27 protein-coding genes are annotated in these 18,606 nt (G+C 50.2%); 14 read left to right on the plus strand and 13 right to left on the minus strand.

From position 1 onward, the window contains the following. Positions 1-6: 6 nt before the first annotated feature. Both ONV78_RS29500 and ONV78_RS29505 read left to right on the plus strand, forming a co-directional pair. The gene (locus tag ONV78_RS29500) at positions 7-987 is read left to right on the plus strand and encodes a hypothetical protein (RefSeq protein WP_279508129.1); all 981 of its coding nucleotides are present in this window, start codon (positions 7-9) and stop codon (positions 985-987) included. 11 nt (positions 988-998) lie between these two features. After that, complete coding sequence (locus ONV78_RS29505) at positions 999-1,550, plus strand: DUF6160 family protein (RefSeq protein ID WP_279508130.1); 552 nt, start codon at positions 999-1,001, stop codon at positions 1,548-1,550. Here the strand turns inward: ONV78_RS29505 and ONV78_RS29510 are convergent. Then, a complete protein-coding gene (locus ONV78_RS29510; protein WP_279508133.1) occupies positions 1,547-2,011 on the minus strand; it encodes a macro domain-containing protein in 465 nt (154 codons plus the stop codon). The genes ONV78_RS29505 and ONV78_RS29510 overlap by 4 nt on opposite strands. Positions 2,012-2,221: 210 nt before the next feature. Between ONV78_RS29510 and ONV78_RS29515 the strand changes: the two genes are divergently transcribed. Further along, positions 2,222-3,292 (plus strand): hypothetical protein, encoded by a 1,071-nt coding sequence (locus ONV78_RS29515; RefSeq protein ID WP_279508134.1) that lies wholly within the window; start codon positions 2,222-2,224, stop codon positions 3,290-3,292. Positions 3,293-3,410: 118 nt separating this feature from the next. After that, positions 3,411-3,860, plus strand: coding sequence for a hypothetical protein (locus ONV78_RS29520; protein ID WP_279508135.1), 450 nt, complete (start codon positions 3,411-3,413; stop codon positions 3,858-3,860). On the opposite strand, the gene ONV78_RS29525 is transcribed toward ONV78_RS29520, so the two are convergent. After that, positions 3,855-4,715, minus strand: coding sequence for a serine protease (locus ONV78_RS29525; protein ID WP_279508137.1), 861 nt, complete (start codon positions 4,713-4,715; stop codon positions 3,855-3,857). The two genes, ONV78_RS29520 and ONV78_RS29525, sit on opposite strands and share 6 nt — an antisense overlap. A gap of 341 nt (positions 4,716-5,056) precedes the next feature. On the opposite strand from ONV78_RS29525, the gene ONV78_RS29530 reads away from it, so the two are divergent. Together ONV78_RS29530 and ONV78_RS29535 are read left to right on the plus strand one after the other, a co-directional pair. Continuing rightward, complete coding sequence (locus ONV78_RS29530; protein WP_279508139.1) at positions 5,057-5,425, plus strand: hypothetical protein; 369 nt, start codon at positions 5,057-5,059, stop codon at positions 5,423-5,425. A gap of 237 nt (positions 5,426-5,662) precedes the next feature. Beyond that, positions 5,663-5,968: a hypothetical protein gene (locus ONV78_RS29535; protein WP_279508142.1), complete on the plus strand. Its 306-nt coding sequence runs from the start codon at positions 5,663-5,665 to the stop codon at positions 5,966-5,968. A 238-nt stretch (positions 5,969-6,206) separates the two neighbouring features. Here ONV78_RS29535 and ONV78_RS29540 read toward each other — a convergent pair whose 3' ends face one another. Together ONV78_RS29540 and ONV78_RS29545 are read right to left on the minus strand one after the other, a co-directional pair. After that, entirely contained in the window at positions 6,207-6,560 is a 354-nt protein-coding gene (locus tag ONV78_RS29540) for a hypothetical protein (protein ID WP_279508145.1), read from the minus strand. Beyond that, positions 6,557-7,054: a hypothetical protein gene (locus tag ONV78_RS29545; protein ID WP_279508147.1), complete on the minus strand. Its 498-nt coding sequence runs from the start codon at positions 7,052-7,054 to the stop codon at positions 6,557-6,559. The genes ONV78_RS29540 and ONV78_RS29545 overlap by 4 nt, the downstream gene beginning before the upstream one ends. 170 nt (positions 7,055-7,224) lie before the next feature. On the opposite strand from ONV78_RS29545, the gene ONV78_RS29550 reads away from it, so the two are divergent. The 3 genes from ONV78_RS29550 to ONV78_RS29560 all read left to right on the plus strand — a co-directional run bounded on the left by ONV78_RS29550 (position 7,225) and on the right by ONV78_RS29560 (position 8,966). Then, on the plus strand, positions 7,225-7,644 hold the full coding sequence (locus tag ONV78_RS29550; RefSeq protein ID WP_279508149.1) for a cupin domain-containing protein: 420 nt from the start codon (positions 7,225-7,227) through the stop codon (positions 7,642-7,644). A gap of 504 nt (positions 7,645-8,148) precedes the next feature. Next, complete coding sequence (locus ONV78_RS29555; protein WP_279508151.1) at positions 8,149-8,367, plus strand: DUF6500 family protein; 219 nt, start codon at positions 8,149-8,151, stop codon at positions 8,365-8,367. A gap of 107 nt (positions 8,368-8,474) precedes the next feature. Then, complete coding sequence (locus ONV78_RS29560; RefSeq protein WP_279508153.1) at positions 8,475-8,966, plus strand: hypothetical protein; 492 nt, start codon at positions 8,475-8,477, stop codon at positions 8,964-8,966. A 71-nt stretch (positions 8,967-9,037) separates the two neighbouring features. On the opposite strand, the gene ONV78_RS29565 is transcribed toward ONV78_RS29560, so the two are convergent. Next, on the minus strand, positions 9,038-9,733 hold the full coding sequence (locus ONV78_RS29565; protein WP_279508155.1) for a class I SAM-dependent methyltransferase: 696 nt from the start codon (positions 9,731-9,733) through the stop codon (positions 9,038-9,040). Between the two features lie 138 nt (positions 9,734-9,871). On the opposite strand from ONV78_RS29565, the gene ONV78_RS29570 reads away from it, so the two are divergent. Both ONV78_RS29570 and ONV78_RS29575 read left to right on the plus strand, forming a co-directional pair. Next, a complete protein-coding gene (locus ONV78_RS29570) occupies positions 9,872-10,279 on the plus strand; it encodes an Rrf2 family transcriptional regulator (protein WP_279508156.1) in 408 nt (135 codons plus the stop codon). A 200-nt stretch (positions 10,280-10,479) separates the two neighbouring features. Then, on the plus strand, positions 10,480-10,944 hold the full coding sequence (locus ONV78_RS29575; RefSeq protein WP_279508157.1) for a hypothetical protein: 465 nt from the start codon (positions 10,480-10,482) through the stop codon (positions 10,942-10,944). A gap of 189 nt (positions 10,945-11,133) precedes the next feature. Here ONV78_RS29575 and ONV78_RS29580 read toward each other — a convergent pair whose 3' ends face one another. Beyond that, positions 11,134-11,496 carry a hypothetical protein gene (locus ONV78_RS29580; protein ID WP_279508158.1) on the minus strand — a complete coding sequence of 121 codons (363 nt, stop codon included), beginning with the start codon at positions 11,494-11,496 and terminating at the stop codon, positions 11,134-11,136. Between the two features lie 553 nt (positions 11,497-12,049). Here ONV78_RS29580 and ONV78_RS29585 point away from each other — a divergent pair. Further along, positions 12,050-12,376 carry a hypothetical protein gene (locus ONV78_RS29585; protein ID WP_279508159.1) on the plus strand — a complete coding sequence of 109 codons (327 nt, stop codon included), beginning with the start codon at positions 12,050-12,052 and terminating at the stop codon, positions 12,374-12,376. 84 nt (positions 12,377-12,460) lie between these two features. Here the strand turns inward: ONV78_RS29585 and ONV78_RS29590 are convergent, their stop codons facing one another. Beyond that, entirely contained in the window at positions 12,461-12,739 is a 279-nt protein-coding gene (locus ONV78_RS29590; protein WP_279508160.1) for an acylphosphatase, read from the minus strand. Between the two features lie 320 nt (positions 12,740-13,059). Here ONV78_RS29590 and ONV78_RS29595 point away from each other — a divergent pair, with 320 nt between their 5' ends. Next, positions 13,060-13,779 carry a glutamine amidotransferase gene (locus ONV78_RS29595; RefSeq protein WP_279508161.1) on the plus strand — a complete coding sequence of 240 codons (720 nt, stop codon included), beginning with the start codon at positions 13,060-13,062 and terminating at the stop codon, positions 13,777-13,779. 42 nt (positions 13,780-13,821) lie between these two features. Here the strand turns inward: ONV78_RS29595 and ONV78_RS29600 are convergent, their stop codons facing one another. Beyond that, positions 13,822-14,301 (minus strand): DUF6231 family protein, encoded by a 480-nt coding sequence (locus ONV78_RS29600; RefSeq protein WP_279508164.1) that lies wholly within the window; start codon positions 14,299-14,301, stop codon positions 13,822-13,824. Between the two features lie 290 nt (positions 14,302-14,591). Here ONV78_RS29600 and ONV78_RS29605 point away from each other — a divergent pair, with 290 nt between their 5' ends. Beyond that, entirely contained in the window at positions 14,592-15,167 is a 576-nt protein-coding gene (locus tag ONV78_RS29605) for a hypothetical protein (RefSeq protein ID WP_216737365.1), read from the plus strand. A gap of 38 nt (positions 15,168-15,205) precedes the next feature. Here ONV78_RS29605 and pdxH read toward each other — a convergent pair whose 3' ends face one another. The 5 genes from pdxH to ONV78_RS29630 all read right to left on the minus strand — a co-directional run bounded on the left by pdxH (position 15,206) and on the right by ONV78_RS29630 (position 18,595). Next, positions 15,206-15,844 carry a pyridoxamine 5'-phosphate oxidase gene (gene pdxH, locus ONV78_RS29610; protein WP_127972217.1) on the minus strand — a complete coding sequence of 213 codons (639 nt, stop codon included), beginning with the start codon at positions 15,842-15,844 and terminating at the stop codon, positions 15,206-15,208. Between the two features lie 251 nt (positions 15,845-16,095). After that, the gene (locus ONV78_RS29615; RefSeq protein WP_216737366.1) at positions 16,096-16,386 is read right to left on the minus strand and encodes a hypothetical protein; all 291 of its coding nucleotides are present in this window, start codon (positions 16,384-16,386) and stop codon (positions 16,096-16,098) included. A gap of 235 nt (positions 16,387-16,621) precedes the next feature. Further along, positions 16,622-17,215 (minus strand): HupE/UreJ family protein, encoded by a 594-nt coding sequence (locus tag ONV78_RS29620; RefSeq protein WP_216737367.1) that lies wholly within the window; start codon positions 17,213-17,215, stop codon positions 16,622-16,624. Positions 17,216-17,267: 52 nt separating this feature from the next. After that, positions 17,268-17,882: an urease accessory protein UreG gene (gene ureG / locus ONV78_RS29625; RefSeq protein WP_127972211.1), complete on the minus strand. Its 615-nt coding sequence runs from the start codon at positions 17,880-17,882 to the stop codon at positions 17,268-17,270. Between the two features lie 44 nt (positions 17,883-17,926). Further along, positions 17,927-18,595 (minus strand): urease accessory UreF family protein, encoded by a 669-nt coding sequence (locus tag ONV78_RS29630; protein WP_279508167.1) that lies wholly within the window; start codon positions 18,593-18,595, stop codon positions 17,927-17,929. Positions 18,596-18,606 lie beyond the last annotated feature (11 nt).

The raw sequence follows: 18,606 nt of genomic DNA on the forward strand, positions 1-18,606 counted from the left end.
GGAACCATGAAACATCCGCAACCAGTGCTGGCGCTCTGTTGCCTGACGCTCAGCGCCGCGGCTACGGCGATGGAGGCGTTGACCGATGAGGAGCTGGGGCAAGTGGACGGTCGCAGCGGGTTCAGTTTCGCTTTCGATAACGTCAAGTTCAAAGGGATGGCGATAGACGGCGCCGAAGCGGGCAGCATTAATATTATTGCTGCGGACGGCTCCAGCCTGGGTTTGAAAGAGTTCCAGCTTTCCGCTGACGCGATCGGCACATTTGAGTCGCCGTTGACCTTCAGTCTGGTGGAGATGGACGGTTCTCTGGTGAATAACTCGGGCGCCGGGCTTCCCATGCTGCGTATCGGGCTGCCTGGAATGGAAGGCTGGCGCAATCTGGACGTGCGCTTCAATGAGGAGTTCGGCAACCCGGACGTCCCTAATCCCAATAACCCCAATATCCGCGCTGGTGGAACGCCGTCGGAGCACACCATGCTGGGGAGCGTGTCGATGAATGACATTTCCATTCTCGGCGGCGTGGCCTATAGCGGGATTCCTGAGGGCTACAAGATAGAAAGCACTCGCGTCGATGATGGCAGCCGCGGCGCGGATTCGCGTCAGGGAATGCTGCTCAATGTGGACATCAATGAGCTTTTGATCCCCGAGTGGCTGGTCGAATCTCAGGTTGGCGATGGCGTGTTCGATCCCGCCACGGATTTTATTCTCTACAATTTCAGGTTGGAAAATCTACACCTGCACTCCGCCACCTTTGAAGCCGCGCCCAACGGCTTGCGCTTCGCCTACTCCGACCCGCAGCCTTTTACGGAAGACGGCGGCATCATCCCGTCGGGGGGAGGGCTGCCGGATACCCAGCATCCAGATTACGATCCCAATTTCCCTAAAGTGGACCTCACATTCCAGGCGCAAATGACGCAATCGAAGCTGAATGAATCCCGCATCCATGGCGTTACCTTGGATCATCTTATATTCAACGTGCGCAACTAGGCGGAGTGACCATGAAACATCACAAACCAGTCACTGACAATCGCCTTCTGAGTCGCGCAATGCTGGTGTGTCTGGCGCTAACCGCTTCCGAAATGGCCGCCTCGGAATTACGCGATATGGAGGAGGGAGAGCTGTCGCAAGTAACGGCGCAAAGCGGCTTGATCATCGAGATACCCCGGGTGCGCATCAACGCCCATGATGGCAGTCTGGACGATCCTGGCACGCCGCAGGATGAAAGCGATGGTCGCCGCACCCGAGGATTTCGCTACAACTACATCACCACTGAGCATGACGGCGGCGCCCAGACCTATTATTTCACCGATGAAATCTCCATCGCCATGGATATAGAAGGGCCTCTGAAACTGGATGTGGACGATGGCGGCCACATGGTTCTGCAATTGCCTGAGCGGGTCAATTTCGTCGGCGATGGTTACAGCATGAAAGGCATTTATCTCAACAATACTGGCGACCCGGCCAACGGCGGCAAGCTGCTCAACGAGATCAACATTCAGGGTAACTTTGAAACCGGTGGTCAGGTGTTTGTGTGGGGGTATGACCCCTAGGCGGAAGCGCCGTTCCATTTAACCAAGGTGTGGTCTTCGCCTTGTAGCTCTTCTTTTATTATGGCGGCTATCCGCTCCCAGTTCCCACCCGCCAGGCCCGCGCCAATCAATGGATAGCCGATGCGTTTGCCAGAGAAGTCAGTCTTGATCTTTCTCATGACAGAGCGAATCGCCTCATAGTCCGCCAGGTCGCCCTCGCCACGCCAGTGGAACTGGGTATAGGCGTTAACAATCGTGAAGGATGTATCGCTGCTGGTGATCTCGGCGCAGGAGTAAGTTCCCAACTTGTCCCGAGCGCCTTTTTCCGTTTTTAAATCCGCTTTGTAAGCATCCGGAAACGTATTTTTGATCGTCAAAGCGATCCCACGTCCCATCTGACACTGACAATTGCAGCCATGAATAATGACATCAAAGTGACCGGCTTGCGCCAGCGCCAGTAAATCGCCTTCTACTGTTTTCATGTGGCCTCAGACTTTTGAGTGAATGGCGAATCATATCAGTTTCAATATATACACCGTAATAAAGCCAAAGTGATTTAGTGTGAGCCGCGCATATTAATTATTTGGTTGAATTGTGATCGCTGAATTGATTGTATCGGGGGCAGGCGCAGTGCATATTCGGCTGAAAGAGAATAGAATCTGTTCACTTTTCATATGGCGGTTTAATAAACTATGCAAGGCCGAACCTTTCTGTCTGGAATTACTAAATTCACACTCATCTCAATGTTAACTTTCGGCGCTTATGCCGAAGAAGTTGTTTTGTTTCAAACTCAGCTTACCAGCAAAGGGCAGGTCAGCCCGAATCACTTCCCGGCTGACTGGACCAGGCCTGCTACAAGCGAATACAACACTGTGGGTTATATACGCAGTAGCAGTAGCGATACCAAAGTGTTGCGTAAAGCTGTATTCAAGCTCGATGCTGCGCCTTTTTCTGAGATCAAGAATGCTGGCGTAGACGTCTGCATATTTATTCATCCCGCTTCTTATGGCCAGTATGAAGATAAATTGACGGTGACGCAGAATGAGGCGGTCTGCTTCAATCAGCATAAAGGCGATGGGCCGCAGTGGCCAAAATCCACGGTGGAGATTAATTTTCCAGGTCAGGGTTTGTTGATTCCCAAAGACTCGATAGTGGCCTGCGACTCGCAAGGAAGCTTGCCGGTAGGCGCGAATGACAACGGCCAGTTCCAGCTCTTTTCAAACTTTACCTGCGAACTTTTCATGGCGGACTACAACCCGAGTGACGCTGCTTCCCCGGCATATCAAAGTGTGAGAGCGCCGTTTTTTGATGAGAGTTTTGTGTATACGCCACATTCCAGAACGGCCTATCACCAGAATCTATCCAATCAGGAACTGAAAATTAACGGCGTTTGGGCGTATGACAATACTAATGGCGCTGAAAGCGAAATTTGTATCGCCAAGGGTGGCCAGACGGTTTGTGACAGTCGTCAATTTGAAGGCAATGACTATACGACCCGCAGCGATTTCTTTGCCTATCAAGAAACCTGGAAAAAAGGCGAAAGCTTAACGGCGACTTGCTCTTCTTATGATGAACAAGGTTCTCCAAAATATTGCTCTTTTTATTTTATGGTGGAAGTTCCAGGGCAGAATGGACTGGATAGACGGTCGACAATCAGTCATGAGCAAGCCGACGCTTATTGTAACAATCCTTATCCCTCTAACTATGTGTTGAGCCATCATAGCTATAGTGATTATCAGCGTTGCATGAATGTGTTGAATTGATGATCCGGTGGAAACCATTCCATGTCGCAGTCTGCTCTGGATTGTTATCGTCTGACTTGGTGTCTCTCGTGAACAACTTTCAGCAAAGCGTATATCCAATGTTGGAGCCGTGGGCGACATGAGTGGAATGGTTTCCCGGTTCAGTATCGTCGGCTTTGTCTACGTTGAAATGACGGTAGGTCTCAAGGTCCAAAAAGGAGAGGGCGGTGCTCTGGAGCGTGCGGAGAGGGAGAATGACAGGAGGTTGGCCGCGCTGCAGCAACAGGTCGACCATCTTGCCAACATGCTTCATAACGCCATCCTGGCAGCGCACGCAGAGTCCCAGTTTGAATACATTGCGGCGCAATATCGGCTGTACCAGCCGGGCATGGCGGGGTTTACGCAGTTTCCGACGTATCGCTCCTATGATGAAACTCAACCAGGCGAAGGCGGTTACCTCCTGCTCCATGAAAACCCTGCCGTCACGCTATGTTTTTGCACATTTCCTGGGCGGGAGGAGACGAAGGCGTTGCAGGATTTGATTGCCAGGCTTGTTGTTGAGGCGTCGGGAGAAGGCTCACTCTTATAGAGCCTTCATTATTTCCTTCAGGCGTACGGACTGACCAAGCGGCGAATAATTCGACGTCATATATGGGCCGAAAGCGTCGTGTTTCATTTTTCGATAATCAAGATCCCCGTTACTAACCAAGTCAAAGGTATGCGTGATTACGCCTTCCAGCGATATTAACTCCACATTGCCCTGTTCATCGTAGCGAGCACTGAATACCGGCGCGCCGGAATTTCCCCAGAAGGCGGGGCAGTCCGTATCGAATAATACACCGTCGTAACCCGGCGATTTGGGCGAGGGCAATAGCTTTCCTGATCGCTGTTTGCGCTGACATTTGGCGGAGCTGACCCTCAAAGTGTTTTGTGTCTTAACAATGGGGTAGCCAACTGAAAACAGCGCTGCGCCTGTTTCTGGAGCTGGACCGAAGTTTAGCGGGGTATCCTTAAGCGCCAGCTTACCCTCGGTGTAACCCGGATCATAATGCACGATCGCCAGATCGTTGATACCTTCAACCGCGCTGTCATATTCGAAGGAGGCGACGGGGATATAAAGATCGTTTTGATCAATCGAGCTGTCCTCAGAGTAGGCGAGATAATAATTGCCTTTCTTGGAGTCGTCCCTAAAACAGTGCTTGGCGGTAACCACCAGTCCGTGCTTCAGAATAAGGCCGGTGCAGATGCGGAAATGATCCTCATCCAAAATCGGAACGATATAGTCAAAGTCATCAACCAGACTTCTTTCCAGACCGTCGGATTGCCCAGCAACGCTTTCCTCTACCGACGTACAGGAAACAACTAACGTCGCCGTGAGTATGCAGGCGCTCACTTTAGCTAAGAGGGCGGTTAATTTTGATAGGAGTAAGCGTTTACGCATCATTTCTCTACTTCTACGGAAAGGGGCGGCTGTGATTGCAGGGGCTTTCGCTTTTTAGGTCCCTTCAGGAAAACCAAACGCCCTGTTTAGATCCCCAAGCGTTAGCTCGCGACTGAATTTTAAAAAACGTGGCGGATGATAACATGTCATGCTCGTTGTAAGAGCAATGATGAGAAATACAGGTTCGCATACGAAGGAGGTAAAGCTGGACTGGTTCATCACTCATCATTTGGCTTTGTATTGCTATCGTGTATATTTTGAGAGCAAAGGCAATGCCCTAAATATCCATGCATAGGGCTTAGTAAGCGTTATATGGTAGTTTATCCTTTTCAAATGTGGTTGATATGAAATATAAGAATATAAAAGGTATGCTGCACAACCTATATCACTCTTTTATGGCGAGTCTGCACCACTTAATTTGCGCAGATGGCAGGGCGATAGATGAACTTTGTAACCTGCTTGATAGAAGTGAACATGACCTTATATCTTTTGACTTCCATAATGGCGTGTCGATTCCAGGAACGCACTCTGATGAAGTAATGAACTTATTTAGAGCTTATTCTGATGGATATGTGGATTTGTTGTTGGCGCATCGCTTGAAGAAAGAAAAGCTGCAGTACGTTATGTTTACAATAAGAAAGGGTAAGTCTGCGTATAAATTTAAAGTTGAAGCTTTGGATGATCGTGGTTTTTCTCATGAATACAGCTCATAAGTCGCTACTCTGATGAAAATCAGGTTGCTCCATTGTGATTGCCTGTTCTAGCGTTAACATTGCCTGCAAAAGCATCCCGTCTCTGCTCTTTTCACTGACTGATAAGTATGCGGTTATCATGTCGCTCCAGCTGGCAACTCTCTCTGTGGCTTGCCGCTAGGCGCAGAAACTTCACGATAATTTACTTTGGATTGCTAACCGAATGACTGTTATTACAGATATCTCACGGTGGTAACGATGATTAATTTTAGAGATCAGGATCAGAAAAAAGTATTTATACACTTCGCTAAAGTCCTAAACGATGACTTGGCGTTGGCTGTTGCGGAACATGAGAGAGAAATTACCACCAAAGAAGAAGCCGAACGCTTCTCTAAGTTCTATTGGCGTATGGTTGACCTATCGGTTATCGCAGATAGGAACAAGCATGAAATTGATGGTGTGCTTGGAATGCAGGCCATTATGGAGGATTTGATTAACATCATGGGTGGATATCTGGAGCGTAATGGATTTGCTGAGCAGTGGGAGGCTGAAGATGGGGATTAGTACCTTTTTTCTTGTACTATTGGCGACAGGTAATTTGGATGCGACTCCTTCCTGAGAATATATGAGGGAGAAATACTCTCAGTCCCTTACGGCAGGCGGGAAAGGGCTGATGAGGCGCGAAGACAGGCCGCTGTGGCCAGTGCGGCAGCGGCAGCGAGGTAGATAGTATATTGAGTCCTGCATTCCTGTGACCGGAACGACATGGAACTTTTAATGTTCCGCAGTTTAGAGAGGACGCCTACGGCGTAGGCTGGCGCGGTTCATCCAAAGACTTTAGATATCCCCCTTGTTTCAGGTGTAGATCGTCACCATCCCAACCGGCGTACTGGGTATTATCTGAAGGATCGAAAGCAATAACGCCAATCAGCTCTAAGCGCCCGTCGTACCAGATTGTGGAATCGTGCTCGTAATAAATTTTCCCAAGATAGATGCGGTCATTGGGATTGCTATCATCTTTTACGCTTACAAAAACGCCGCCATCCGCACCTCCCGCCCATATGGTTCCTGCAGGGCCTTCCTTGTCCGGCTCAGGCCCAAATTCAACAGAACATCCGGCTAGTGAAAGTAAAAGAGTTAAAAGTAGATATCTCATGTTTTTGTATGTGTCCTACGTAACAGGTATGCGTCAAACCATGCCAATATCTTCGCAGCTTTTTCTGACTCAGTGGCGGCTCGGAGCACCATCGGGTGCTGATAGTGGCCGCATCTCCACAATGCGGCAGCAGACTCAAACGACAATTCAAAAGCATCGTCGCTGAGTCGCTTGGCAAGTTCTACTACCGATGTCTCTTCTAGAGAGTCTAGAGCCCCCAAAGCTCTTGCGGCAGTAGGGTCTCCCATTTTTAGCTCAGACAGAATATACGGCTCAAGGGGTTTGGCTGTGGGGCCTAATCGTATGGCCACTTCAAGCGCACACCGAAGCGGCAGGCCAATTGCGCGATATGGAACTCCCCATTTATTTTTTGCATCCCCATTAAGCAATGACTCTATAACGGCAACCGCTGCCTCACCTTGTTCGAGTAACTCTAGCTCTGCCTCTATCATTGTGGCTGGGCTTGTAAAACGCTCGAATATAGACTCTGTCATACCAACTCCAATTCTGATTGCGATGGCTGGTTATTCTTTGTTCACAGTGATACTGATGGGCTTATGCTTGTCAACGAGTGTGGCTATGATAACACCTAACAAAATAATCATAAGGATGCCAGGCAGCATCCCACAGAAAGGCGTTAGCTGAGTAATACGGAGCATTGAATATGAAACACGAAGATCGACAGCCTATATTCTTAGCGCCAGGCCAAGGCCGCTCATACTCTATGGGGCCTATTTCAGCCATATTCAAAGCGGATGGCGAGGAGTCTGCTGGAGCTTATTCAATTTCCGAATGGTGGTTAGAACCGTATTCAAAAGGGCCGGGCGCTCATAGCCATAATGAAGATGACATATTTTTTGTTATAGAAGGAACAATGAGCTTTCTCATTGGCGAAGCATGGACGGAAGCGCCAAAAGGCAGTTTTGTTCTCGCCCCCAGTGGCGTCACTCACGACTTCGAGAATCGAAGCGCGTCCCGTGCAGGCGTTTTAAACATATCAACCCCAGGCAACTTCGAACAGCATATGCCTCAAATTGTTTCCTGGTTTGAGCAACACCCTCTGGGTAAAGAGATCAAGGTATGAGATGCCCATATTGTGAAAATGAAATTGCCTCTGAAGTTCCTTGCAAGGGCGAGTCTTCATGTGAAAGTTGCGGCGAGACATTTTCTTCTGGACTCACGGACTTTAACAACCACTCTCCACACGAAGTGAGCGAGAGCCTTCCTTATACTGTATTCCTGCACGGTTCCATAACCCAATTATTGTTCAGGAAGGATCAACGATTATGTGAGATTTGTGGATCTATTTACCAGTCTAGAGATAAAGTATGCCCTCAATTGAAGGCTTCATTGCGACGTTGGTATAAACAACCGAAAGATATAATAGAAAAGGGCTCAAGCGTAAGCGCTGAGCTTGTTCGTGCTGAAATTGAAAACTATTTAGCCAAGAATGTTAAACGGAAAGTTTGGCCGGAAATTCTGGGGAAATAAAAGTTATTCATCGAAATGTACACGACGGTTTTCTGCTCTGATGATGTTTAAAGCTTTTTACCTGTACGTTCCCGGCGTCGATAATTGCGGAGTTGTAATGAGAGAAAGTTTGAGGAAGAAGATCATTTCTGTCTGTGATCAGAAAATTGCGGCTAAAGGCGTCAATGTTGGTGTGTCGTTTTATGCTTTTTTCGCCAATAAAAATGATGACCCTGAATTACTCATGGAAGCCGCTGAATGGTGGATTTTAACCAATAAACTGGACCACTTCGAAAAGGCGGTAAAAATAAAGGATCTGGTTCAACAGGGTGCGTGAGTTGTGTAATGAATCGGGTAGGATTAGCGCACTGAACTAAATGCAGAAGCTTTTCAAGCCCGCACAGGTCGAAGGAGGAGGCTATTAACGGTTCAATGAGAATAATATTGGCTGTTCTGATACTGACTATATTACCGTCCTGTAGCGATGGCGAAGGTTCAGGATTGAGTTCTAATTCAGATCAGGGAGCCCGTCGCAGTATAGATACCCCACACAGCTATTCTACGCATGAAATCGAAGCCCTTGCCCGTCTAAAACTTCCACCCGAAGCAAAGATTCTTAGCAGCCATATTGAATCAGGGGGCCTGGATGGTTTGGTTGCGCTGCTGATTCTGCTGCCAAAAAAACAATTCTCGTCTTTTATGTCGCAGGCAGGATACGAAACCAACCCCGAGCCCGTAAATTACGTGTCATCACTTTTTGTTTCAGTAGGCCGTGAAATATCAGGCTGGCCAAATCAGAAACAGTGGGATGACATCATCCACAAGGGCCAACTAACGATTATCCGTGGCGCAGAGCCAGGGTTTTCGCGCACCACGATTATTGACCAGAGCGGGGCTGACGAATGGCGGCTTTATGTAATCCATCACGAGTTATGAGAAAAAATAGGCCGCCACCAGGCTCGCAGAAAACACATTGAACAATGTCCGGGAAGTGTTGACCGCCTTAGTCAGGCGACATGGGCGAAGAACGCGCCAATAAGGCCAGCTTGATAAAAGGGAATAGGGGTCGTAAAACCGCCTGCTTTGATGATGGTCGCGACTTTGTCAGCTGGCAGTACGGCGACGTCCTGACTATAGGCGGCTTTCATCCGCTGAATATCCTCTTGCGATACCGCTGCGTTCGCCATCAGCCGCAGCCATAAATTTAACTGTCCCTCGTAGATTTCACTGTGAGTGTCTGCGACTAAATCGGCGCTAACGAGAAGCCCCTCAGGTTTGAGTCTGTTGGCGATATGGCGGAAAAACTCACTTCGGGCTTGTTGATCCAATATGAATTGGGAAACCAGCAGACTGGTGGCGCCATCAAACTTTTCTTCACTGGGAAGTGTCTCCACATAACCCTGATAAAAGTCGCACCTGGATGTAAACCCCGCCAGCTCCACTGCATTGCGGCACTGATTCAGCATTTCGCCAGACGGCTCAACGGCGGTAAAGCGCCATTCAGGAAAATGCCGGGCTAAGTGCAGCAGTTCTTTACCCGTACCAGCGCCCACACACAGGATGTGGGCTCTTGTTGGCAGGACGCCAAGAATGGTCTCCATGAAGAAATACAGCCCATTGTTAATCGGCGACATCCGTCGCCACTGCGTGTCGTAGTTTGGCGCCTGTTGGTCGAATAGTTGTGTCAGCTGCTGTTTATCCATTTAGGGTCGCTCGCTTTGCTGAATGTGTGTGCTCATTTTACGTAACTGTAAATGTTACATATATTGGATGCGCGAGACAATTGATGTAACGTTAAAAGTTGCGTGATAGGATTAGGCGTCTATTACACGAGATGCAAGATGAGAAAAGACAGTCGTTTATCCCGAGTGTTGCACGTGCTGATTCACCTGGCCGCCAGCGACAAACCTATGACTTCAGGGCAGATTGCTGAGATGCTGACGACCAACCCAGTCGTGGTGCGCCGCACCATGGGCATGTTGCGAGTGCAGGGATATGTTGATTCCGCCAAAGGCCACAGCGGCGGCTGGACGTTGATAAAACCGCTGAACGAAATCACCCTGCTTGACGTGCATAATGCGCTTGGCGAGCCGACCCTGTTTACGCTGGGTCTCACCGACGAACACTCAAACTGCTTTATTGAGCATGCGATCAATGAAGCGCTAAAAACCGCCATGGACGACGCGGAAAAGAAACTACTGAGTCGATTTGGCGAGATTACGCTGGATGCCCTGGCGAAACGTTCTTGATGGTGGAGGGCGGTTGACCGTGACAAGCAGAGTGATGAAATGTAATACGTGTGGCGCACCAATGGCGGAAACCTGGCTTCTGTGAAGCTTTCGGTGAGACTTAGTTAAACACCTAATACTGAGGCGTACGGAATTCGATTGCCGCTGATTTTTCTGACAATTAATGATGCTGTGCGGGCACTACAAACTGGGATTAAATAATGAACTACATCCAAAAGGGAGTTCCAGAAGTTAACTTCTACACCAGCATGAAGGACATTGCTGGTTGGCTTGAAATTGAACTGAGAGATTATGACTGGCACATATCCGATATAGACGGTGGCTGGTGTGGGATCGTCGACCCGAGTTGGGTGCTGGGCGAAGAGTTTGCAGCAAAGATTGAAGAGTTCGATTACCAGTTTGTCTGGGCTGTTATATCTGCATTTCCGAAGGGAACGGAAGCCTTCACATCAAGCCTGCCTTATGTCGAGGATAACCCTGCGCTCTGGGAAGGTGCGCCCTGTACCCAGCTAGACGGCGCTTTGTTTGAAATCGTATGTTGGGACAGTAGCGCAACACTATTTATCGGCCTCTCTGAAGAGTTAAGCCGCAGACTGTTGGCTAATGCGCCAGGCATAAAAGACTTGGACAAGGAAAATGAGCGGAGACGCGAGGATAGCCGTTAGAAAGTCCCGAGAGTGAGCTAATCTGTCGAAGGAAATGGTCAATGGGCTGAGATAGACCTAGGTAGCGGATGACCATGACGATCAAGCGATGGTGTTAACCTTTTCTACTTATCGAAGGTGCATTGAGTGAAGAAAACATAGGGGCTCACTGACTTAGTAAGCCCTCCATTTATAGCTTTGGCTCCTCGTTTAGGGAAGGGCGCTGCCAGTGCAGGCCGTGTACCTTTTTGCAATGGTCACTATTTGCTCTTTGGTGGTAAAGGTGGCCGGTGCATTACTGAATATGCGGGATTCACACTCTTTGCGGTAGTTATTGAGCGTACTCAAGCATGCACTAACGCTAGAGCCTCCGCTTGTTTGAAATGCAGTATCATTACAGAAAAACTCAGCCAGCATGTTTGAGCCGGTTTTTACCTCTTGGAGTGTAACTTCTGTTTTTTCTACTTTTTTTAGTAGGGATTGATAATTAGTTATAGGGATATCTTCCACTACATAGTTTTTGTATGCATAGTAACTTCCGGCAGCCAGAATTATTAGGATGATATATTTCATTATGTTCCTTGGTATTGGGGGATTTGCTAGTGCTTGAACGACATTGGTTATGAAAGCCTTATTACAATATTCAATTGTCTACTGCTGACTTTATTCCTTTATCATTTAATCGATATTGATGAAGTCAATGGGTTTTGACGTCTTTATGTTTTTCTTGTTCAATACACGTAAGTACTAAATATTTGTATATCGAGCATAAGCGTTTGTTAAATTGCAAGACATCTAAGATACTTCCTTTTTTAGCCCACTGATCCCAGCGTAAAAATTTCAGAATTTTGAAGTGCTTCATTAACGAAAAAATGTGCACGCGAATTTGCTGGTATTTTAGCGTTTAACTATATCTATATACAGTTTAATTTCACTGCTAGAGTGAGCAAATAGTAAGCCCTTTCTCTATCCGATGAAAAATTGGCCGATTTACCTCGGCTTTTTACGTAATTGCTGAAGCTGGGTGTTCTCTAACCGGTAGGTATGGCGACTTGAGCGCATCTAGGTTAAGTTTCACTTATTCCAGGTTCCAACCTTCTCTTTTGAAAATCAATCGGAGATATGTATGGCTGATTTCTGGGTTATTGATATCACCTGTACGGTATTGCCAACAAGCTCCCTTGAGCAGGATGGAAGTGAGTTTTACTACAATCGCGCCGTCGTGCCAGCCGACTCCAAAGAAGCGGCAATTGCTCTCTTAACTGAAAATTTTGAAGAAGAAGGCATTCTCATTAAAGAAGTTGTCGGCGCACTGACTTATGATGATGGTGATTGGTCTAACGACTTCTATCATTTAGACCGAGCGTACCAAACTGCCAAGCAAGAAAATGAAGTTTGTACGGCAACATTTATTTCCTCTGATGTTTACGACTTTAAATACAAAGGATTGTGATGATTAAAACTATGCGTAAGCCAGCCACTTCTTCGTATTGATGGCCTATTAACGGGAACAGCTCTGCGCTAAGGCCTTTTGTCCCTAACACACCTCAAACCCCAACGGCGGCGTTTCTCCCTCCACCTGTTCCGTTTTGACCTCAGTGACGATGGCGGCTTCGGGGCCTTCGTGGAGCCAGTCTATGAGTTGGTTGACGGCTTCGGCGTCGCCGTAGGCGAGCACTTCGACGCGGCCATCTGGCAGGTTTTTGGCGTAGCCGAGTATGTGGAGGCGTTCGGCGACCTGGCGGGTGGAGTTACGGTACCAGACTCCCTGGACTTTGCCGTTGACCCAGGCGCGGATGTGTTGTTTGTCCTGCATTCTTTTCTCCTTTGCTTGCTCTTGCTGCGTTGGTTCCGCTTACTTTGCTCACTGCGTTCTTTTTACCCATGTACGCCTGGGTGTAGAACGATTTTTTGGTTCACTTCGCTGCTGTTAGGCGATATGTAGGCCGTTTTTTAGTCGCCAAGCTTATCTGTCGGCGCTAAAGAGCGCATACTTCTGACAGGTTTATCACTATATTTAGTAAAAAGCGCTTTTAGAGGCTTAAATTATAATAGATACGGCTGCTGCTTCCTGGGTTTCTCTGTGGGATCGCCGGTGAGGCGGGCGGCTTGGTTTTAATGAAGGCGTTGGTCGATATGGAAACAGGAAAACTGCTGATCGCGCTCTGTGGGGATACGCATCCGGCGATCCTTGAAGAGTTCGGTAATTTTGATGGTTGGTTTATTGATGTTTTCGACAAAATGGGGATCTCCGCTCATTTGTGGAATACCCATATGTACCATGACGCGCCGGAAGGAAATTTTATTGGCTGCGTCGTCACCGGTTCGCCGGCGATGGTGACGGACCGGGCGCAATGGTCGGAAGATCTGGGGCGCTGGATGCGGCTGGCGATAGAGCAAGGTCTGCCGCTGTTGGGAGTGTGCTACGGTCACCAGTTACTGGCTGACGCTTTAGGCGGCGCGGTGGACTACCAACCAGACGGACGAGAAATCGGCTCCCTGCTGATCACCAACCATGCTTCAGACGGCGATGATTACATCTTCTCGCGATTGCCTCACACCTTTCACGCCCATCTGACTCACGCTCAGTCCGTATTGACCTTGCCGGAAGGGGCGGTGAATCTGGCCAGCAGCGGGCGGGTGAAACATCAGGCGTTCCGCTATGGCGATCGCACCTGGGGCGTGCAGTTTCATCCTGAATTTACCTGTCCCATCATGTCCGCATATTTATCGGTATACCGGGATCAGATTCCCGCCGCGCAGCGGTTGCAATTGGAGGCGCATTTACAGGATTGTTTTGACGCACAGAGAGTGCTGGAGATATTCGCGGAAGGGTGCTTGCGCGGCTTTGCGTAGACTTATTCTGAGCCTTTCGAGTTCACTACGCGGAGGTCGCGTTTACCACCAATACTTACCGAACCTCTCTGGATTCGCCCATTTTTCCGCATTGTTCCAGGCCCGTTTGGGGTTGTAATCGGTGATGGAATAAGCGTAAACCGCCAACGCCCGACCGTGGTCGGTAAACATCTCCAGGCGGCGAAACCCCAATGCGATCAAGTGATTAAAGTCCCACTCAGGCGACTGATTATGATCTATGGTCGCCAGCACATTGGGGATCAGCAGATTGCGCGGGGCAGCCAGAAGTGCTTGCCCCGTCTGGAAGGGAAGTTTCTCCACCGCATCGCTGATGATGGCGGCTTCAGGGTGGCTATCGGCGCCAGCAATCTCCTCTATCCTGGCGGCGCAGGTCACATTCACCTGCCTGTCTTCACTGTATCTGAGCAAAGCGGGCGGTTGCGCCGGACCGATGTTCAGAACGCAAGTCGGAGACATGACGGACAGCCAGTCAAATAGCAGGTCATTTGGCGAATTGGCCACGTGGATTCAACCTATGGTGCAGCGAGTATGGATAGTGGAACGTATACAAAAAAAGCGCTGATCCATCAGCGCTACTGTTACTTGGAATCTGCAAGTATTTAAGCAGGGTAAACGAAGAAATGAAATGAAAAAGACTCTGAATTGCTTCAGACAATTAGAGTGTAGTAAAGCCTATGCTGGCGCGTTAGACGGATTATCCATTAAACTCGGAAGCGTATTTTCGAAATGCGATAACAAACTAGAAAACGCTTTTATTCGATAGCGCAACCCAATGAAACTCGGAGAAATATATGCACAGTAGAACTCTGTCAAAAATAGGCGTGGCATTGTTCACATTCTGCTTCAGTTTGTTTGTTCAAGCGGAAGCGCCTCTTACCGGAGACCTCATCGATCGCTGGATCAAGTCCCAGAAAGCCGTGCAGGAGTGGGGCGACAAGCACGAAGAAGAGTTGTCCAAATACGAAAAAGACAATGAAATGATCCCCACCAATATCGACGACATTGTCGCGCCGCTGAAAGCCTCAGGATTGTACGGTCAGGTTGAGGATATTGTAGAAGGCTACGGTTTCTCCACGCCGGAAGAATGGGCGAGCACTGCGCTGCGTATTTTCGGCGCCTATGCGGCGATTGAGATGCAGGGGCAGCAAGTCGATATGGACGCCATGAGGCAGCAATTGGCGGAGCTGGAAAAGAATCCGAATATCAGCGCGGAACAGAAGAAAATGATGCGCGATATGATGCAACAAGGGCTGGCGATGATGGAGAAATTCAAGAACGCGCCGCCTGAAGACGTTGAAGCGGTCAAGCCGCATATGAGCAAGCTGCGTAAAGTGATGGAAGAAAGCGGCGGCGGTCTGGACGACTGATCCGCGCTTGACTCCAAGGCTCTTAAAAGGACTGCAGCTTACGGCTGCAGTCTTTCAACTTCCCAATTCTCACCGACCATCTTATACATAAAGCGATCGTGCAAACGGTTCGCGCGGCCTTGCCAGAATTCAATCGTCACCGGTCTTACCCGATAACCGCCCCAAAATGAGGGCAGCGGCACTTCGCCTTGCTTGAAGCGGTTTTTCATCTGCTCGAACGCCTGCTCCAGCAACTTGCGCGAGCCAATCGCCTGGCTTTGCTGTGACGCCCAGGCGGCGACCTGGGATTCGTGAGGGCGGCTCAGAAAATAGCGGGTGGCTTCAGCGATGGAAAGCTTCTCCGCCACGCCAGTGACGCAGATCTGACGCTCCATCGGCAGCCACGCGAAATGCAGGCTGACATTGGCGTTTTCCGCGATATTCTGCGCCTTACGGCTACCCAGATTGGTGTAAAACACGAATCCGGAGGCATCCAGGTTTTTCAGCAATACGATGCGTTGGCTGGGAACGCCCTGCGCATTGACCGTCGCCAGGGACATGGCGGTAGGGTCGGCGTTCAGGTCGGCGTCAATCGCCATCTGCAACCAGTTTTTGAACTGAACAATGGGGTCGTCGGCCAGGTCTTTGCGGGACAGGCCGGAGTAGAGGTACTCGCGTCTGATGTCGTCTAATTTCATGAGTGCTGCAATCCGGACAAGCTGATGATTTAGCGGATGATTCCGCCGACGGTCTGACGGGTATTGTACGGCAATTCACGCCGATTCGCTCACCGCAGAAGCTGCGTAATCGTCTAAGGTCGAATAAGTCTGAGATGAAAGAGCGGGATGGGCGAGAGATAAAAACTTGTCTGGATAAAAACTTGTCTGGATAAAAAACTGAGCGAGAAAATCGAAGTTGGGGCGATACCGCTGAATTCGCCCGTGACGGATCAGGCCGCCTGGGAATGATCCAGGCCGAAACTTTCAGTCAGGCCGCGATAACCCAGTTCCCGTTCGATGGACTGCAGAAAATCAAGCGAATCACGCAGGCTGTCTTCATCGGAGGCATCGAAATTCATCGTGATCAGCTCTTCGAGCCGCATGAGTTCGATGTCAGAAAAACTCTCCAATTGTTGTTGATTATGCATGTGGTAATCCCTCACTAAGGTTGCAGTTTTATTGTGGAGATAGCAGGTTTCATTTTGATTGCGCGCGTGATGAGGCGACTTGACGCTGATCATTAAATGAACTCCTGCCGGAAGCCTTCATTTATTAATCGCTAACTGCGGACTACTAGCTCCGATACTGCTCGTTATTCCGTTACTGCAGGGTAATAACATAGGAAAAAATTGAGGGAAACGCCAACGCTGATTTTACAGTGGGATGGAAGATGTCAGCGAAGTTGGCTTACGAGGGCTATCGGGGAAAGTGCGTCCGTGGGTAATTACCGACACGGACGCAGAGAATCGCTCATTATCAGAAAGCGGAAGCTACCGCGGCGACGCCTGTGGCGATTGCGCCAGCGCCAAGGGTTTTGCGGGTGGCGTTGGTTTTTTCATAACGTTTGGCCAGCGCCGCAACGCCCCAGCCAACCAGCTGAATCATCGCCGTCGCCAGAATGAATCCACTGACGTAGCTGAATGAGTCTGCGCCGGCGGGTTGCTCGGCGACATGGGCGTAGCCATGGAAAACTGCGAATAAAGCCACCAGCGGCGCCGCAGCGAGAGTCAGCATACGGCTGTTTCCCGCCACCAGCAGTGCAGCGCCAAGGACGAACAAAGAAGCGGTGATCATGGCTTCAGGAATCGGCAGGCTCACGCTTGAGGCCGCCAGCAGGCCGCCGGTCAGCATGGCGCCGAGAAACGCCAGCAACAGACGCGCTTTCTGGCCGGTTTTCCACGCCAGGAAGCCTACGCCCAACATAGCGACGAGGTGATCCAGGCCGAACATGGGGTGAGTCAATCCAGAGAAAAATCCGCCGACGACGCCGTGTCCCGGATGGGCGACTGCGGCCATCGAGGCGCCCAGGCCAGTGGTAAGTAGTAGAAATTGAGCTTTGGAGAATCGCATTAATCTGCTCCCTTGTTGGAAATGAGTGCTGTGTCGTCGTCCGCTGGGGACGCTAAGCCGCTTGCAGCATACCTTGGTCAATAATAAAACTGATGATGTCCTGCAGGCCTTCGCCGGTCTTCATATTACTGAAAATAAAGGGTTTGTCACCGCGCATTTTCCTGGCGTCGCGATCCATGACCTCCAATGAAGCGCCTACGATTGGCGCCAGATCGGTCTTGTTGATGATCAGAAGGTCGGACTTGGTGATGCCTGGACCGCCTTTGCGGGGAATTTTATCGCCAGCGGAAACATCGATGACATACAGGGTCAGGTCAGACAGCTCCGGGCTGAACGTGGCGCTCAGGTTATCGCCGCCGCTTTCCACCAGCACCAGATCGAGTCCGGGATGGCGCGCCGTCAGGGTGTCGATGGCGGCGAGGTTCATGGAGGCGTCTTCCCGAATGGCGGTATGAGGACAGCCGCCGGTTTCCACACCGATGATGCGATCTTCGGTGAGCGCCTGATTGCGGATCAGAAACTGGGCGTCTTCTTCTGTATAGATATCGTTGGTGACCACGGCGATATTAAAGCGTTCCCGCAGCTCCTGGCACAGACGGGCCACCAGCGCTGTTTTGCCGGAACCCACCGGGCCGCCGATGCCGACGCGCAAAGTTTGTGTGCTCATAAAAGCGTTACCTCCAGATGATGTTTATTGTCCTGCGCGCCTGTTCAGGATCGGAACAGGCGCGAGTATTGCGTTTCGTGTTGGGCGCAGGCCATGGCCCAGCCGGGCAGGGACGCGCCGAAATTTTCTTCTTTTATCTGCGTTGCGGCTGCAACCGTCTCGGTCAGAATGGGCATCAGTCGCTGCAATATGCGCTGCGCCACCGTCTGCGCCAGCGGCAGTGTCTTCCCCGCCACGGCGATCTGGTTTTCCAGCCAGCTCCACAGAAATCCTACGGCGGCGTTCTCCGCATCAATGTCCCAGTGCGTGCAAGCCAGCGTCCACAGCGTCAGCAGGGACGCTGGTCGCTCCAGCCAGGGCTCCGCGCCGGGGACGCCCAGGTCCCGCAGAAGCTTGGCCAGGGCTTTGCCCACATGGCGGTCTTCGTCCAGCAACTCCTGGGTTTCGCGAGCGGCGAGCAGCCAGGCGTTCCAGTAGGTGATTTGTTCGTGGTCATTGGCGCGCCAGGCCTGCAGCAGCTTGAACAACACCGGCAGATCGGTTTTCCCGAGTCCCTGGCTGATCACCCCCTGCAGCCAGTCGTGGATTTTTTCCGGCGTGTCGACGCCGCCGTGATCAATGGCCCACTCCAAGCCCTGCGAATAGGCGAAGGCGCCTACAGGTAAGGCCGGGCTGGTCAGGTTCATGAGTTTCAGCAACGCTAAAGGCGGCATGGGCGGCAAGT

This window comes from Hahella sp. CR1 (assembly GCF_029813005.1).
Taxonomy (GTDB): domain Bacteria; phylum Pseudomonadota; class Gammaproteobacteria; order Pseudomonadales; family Oleiphilaceae; genus Hahella.

Bases quoted from the DNA above. Each gene is read 5' to 3' on its own strand.
- ONV78_RS29515 (WP_279508134.1), top strand. From the start codon at position 2,222: ATGCAAGGCCGAACCTTTCTGTCTGGAATTACTAAATTCACACTCATC.
- ONV78_RS29510 (WP_279508133.1), bottom strand. From the start codon at position 2,011: ATGAAAACAGTAGAAGGCGATTTACTGGCGCTGGCGCAAGCCGGTCAC.
- ONV78_RS29535 (WP_279508142.1), top strand. From the start codon at position 5,663: ATGATTAATTTTAGAGATCAGGATCAGAAAAAAGTATTTATACACTTC.
- ONV78_RS29565 (WP_279508155.1), bottom strand. From the start codon at position 9,733: ATGGATAAACAGCAGCTGACACAACTATTCGACCAACAGGCGCCAAAC.
- ONV78_RS29500 (WP_279508129.1), top strand. From the start codon at position 7: ATGAAACATCCGCAACCAGTGCTGGCGCTCTGTTGCCTGACGCTCAGC.
- ONV78_RS29525 (WP_279508137.1), bottom strand. From the start codon at position 4,715: ATGATGCGTAAACGCTTACTCCTATCAAAATTAACCGCCCTCTTAGCT.
- ONV78_RS29590 (WP_279508160.1), bottom strand. From the start codon at position 12,739: ATGCAGGACAAACAACACATCCGCGCCTGGGTCAACGGCAAAGTCCAG.
- ONV78_RS29580 (WP_279508158.1), bottom strand. From the start codon at position 11,496: ATGAAATATATCATCCTAATAATTCTGGCTGCCGGAAGTTACTATGCA.
- pdxH (WP_127972217.1), bottom strand. From the start codon at position 15,844: ATGAAATTAGACGACATCAGACGCGAGTACCTCTACTCCGGCCTGTCC.
- ONV78_RS29630 (WP_279508167.1), bottom strand. From the start codon at position 18,595: ATGCCGCCTTTAGCGTTGCTGAAACTCATGAACCTGACCAGCCCGGCC.
- ONV78_RS29570 (WP_279508156.1), top strand. From the start codon at position 9,872: ATGAGAAAAGACAGTCGTTTATCCCGAGTGTTGCACGTGCTGATTCAC.
- ONV78_RS29615 (WP_216737366.1), bottom strand. From the start codon at position 16,386: ATGATCAGCGTCAAGTCGCCTCATCACGCGCGCAATCAAAATGAAACC.
- ONV78_RS29555 (WP_279508151.1), top strand. From the start codon at position 8,149: ATGAGAGAAAGTTTGAGGAAGAAGATCATTTCTGTCTGTGATCAGAAA.
- ONV78_RS29540 (WP_279508145.1), bottom strand. From the start codon at position 6,560: ATGAGATATCTACTTTTAACTCTTTTACTTTCACTAGCCGGATGTTCT.
- ONV78_RS29505 (WP_279508130.1), top strand. From the start codon at position 999: ATGAAACATCACAAACCAGTCACTGACAATCGCCTTCTGAGTCGCGCA.
- ONV78_RS29595 (WP_279508161.1), top strand. From the start codon at position 13,060: ATGGAAACAGGAAAACTGCTGATCGCGCTCTGTGGGGATACGCATCCG.
- ONV78_RS29605 (WP_216737365.1), top strand. From the start codon at position 14,592: ATGCACAGTAGAACTCTGTCAAAAATAGGCGTGGCATTGTTCACATTC.
- ONV78_RS29575 (WP_279508157.1), top strand. From the start codon at position 10,480: ATGAACTACATCCAAAAGGGAGTTCCAGAAGTTAACTTCTACACCAGC.
- ONV78_RS29545 (WP_279508147.1), bottom strand. From the start codon at position 7,054: ATGACAGAGTCTATATTCGAGCGTTTTACAAGCCCAGCCACAATGATA.
- ONV78_RS29585 (WP_279508159.1), top strand. From the start codon at position 12,050: ATGGCTGATTTCTGGGTTATTGATATCACCTGTACGGTATTGCCAACA.
- ONV78_RS29530 (WP_279508139.1), top strand. From the start codon at position 5,057: ATGAAATATAAGAATATAAAAGGTATGCTGCACAACCTATATCACTCT.
- ONV78_RS29520 (WP_279508135.1), top strand. From the start codon at position 3,411: ATGAGTGGAATGGTTTCCCGGTTCAGTATCGTCGGCTTTGTCTACGTT.
- ONV78_RS29620 (WP_216737367.1), bottom strand. From the start codon at position 17,215: ATGCGATTCTCCAAAGCTCAATTTCTACTACTTACCACTGGCCTGGGC.
- ureG (WP_127972211.1), bottom strand. From the start codon at position 17,882: ATGAGCACACAAACTTTGCGCGTCGGCATCGGCGGCCCGGTGGGTTCC.
- ONV78_RS29550 (WP_279508149.1), top strand. From the start codon at position 7,225: ATGAAACACGAAGATCGACAGCCTATATTCTTAGCGCCAGGCCAAGGC.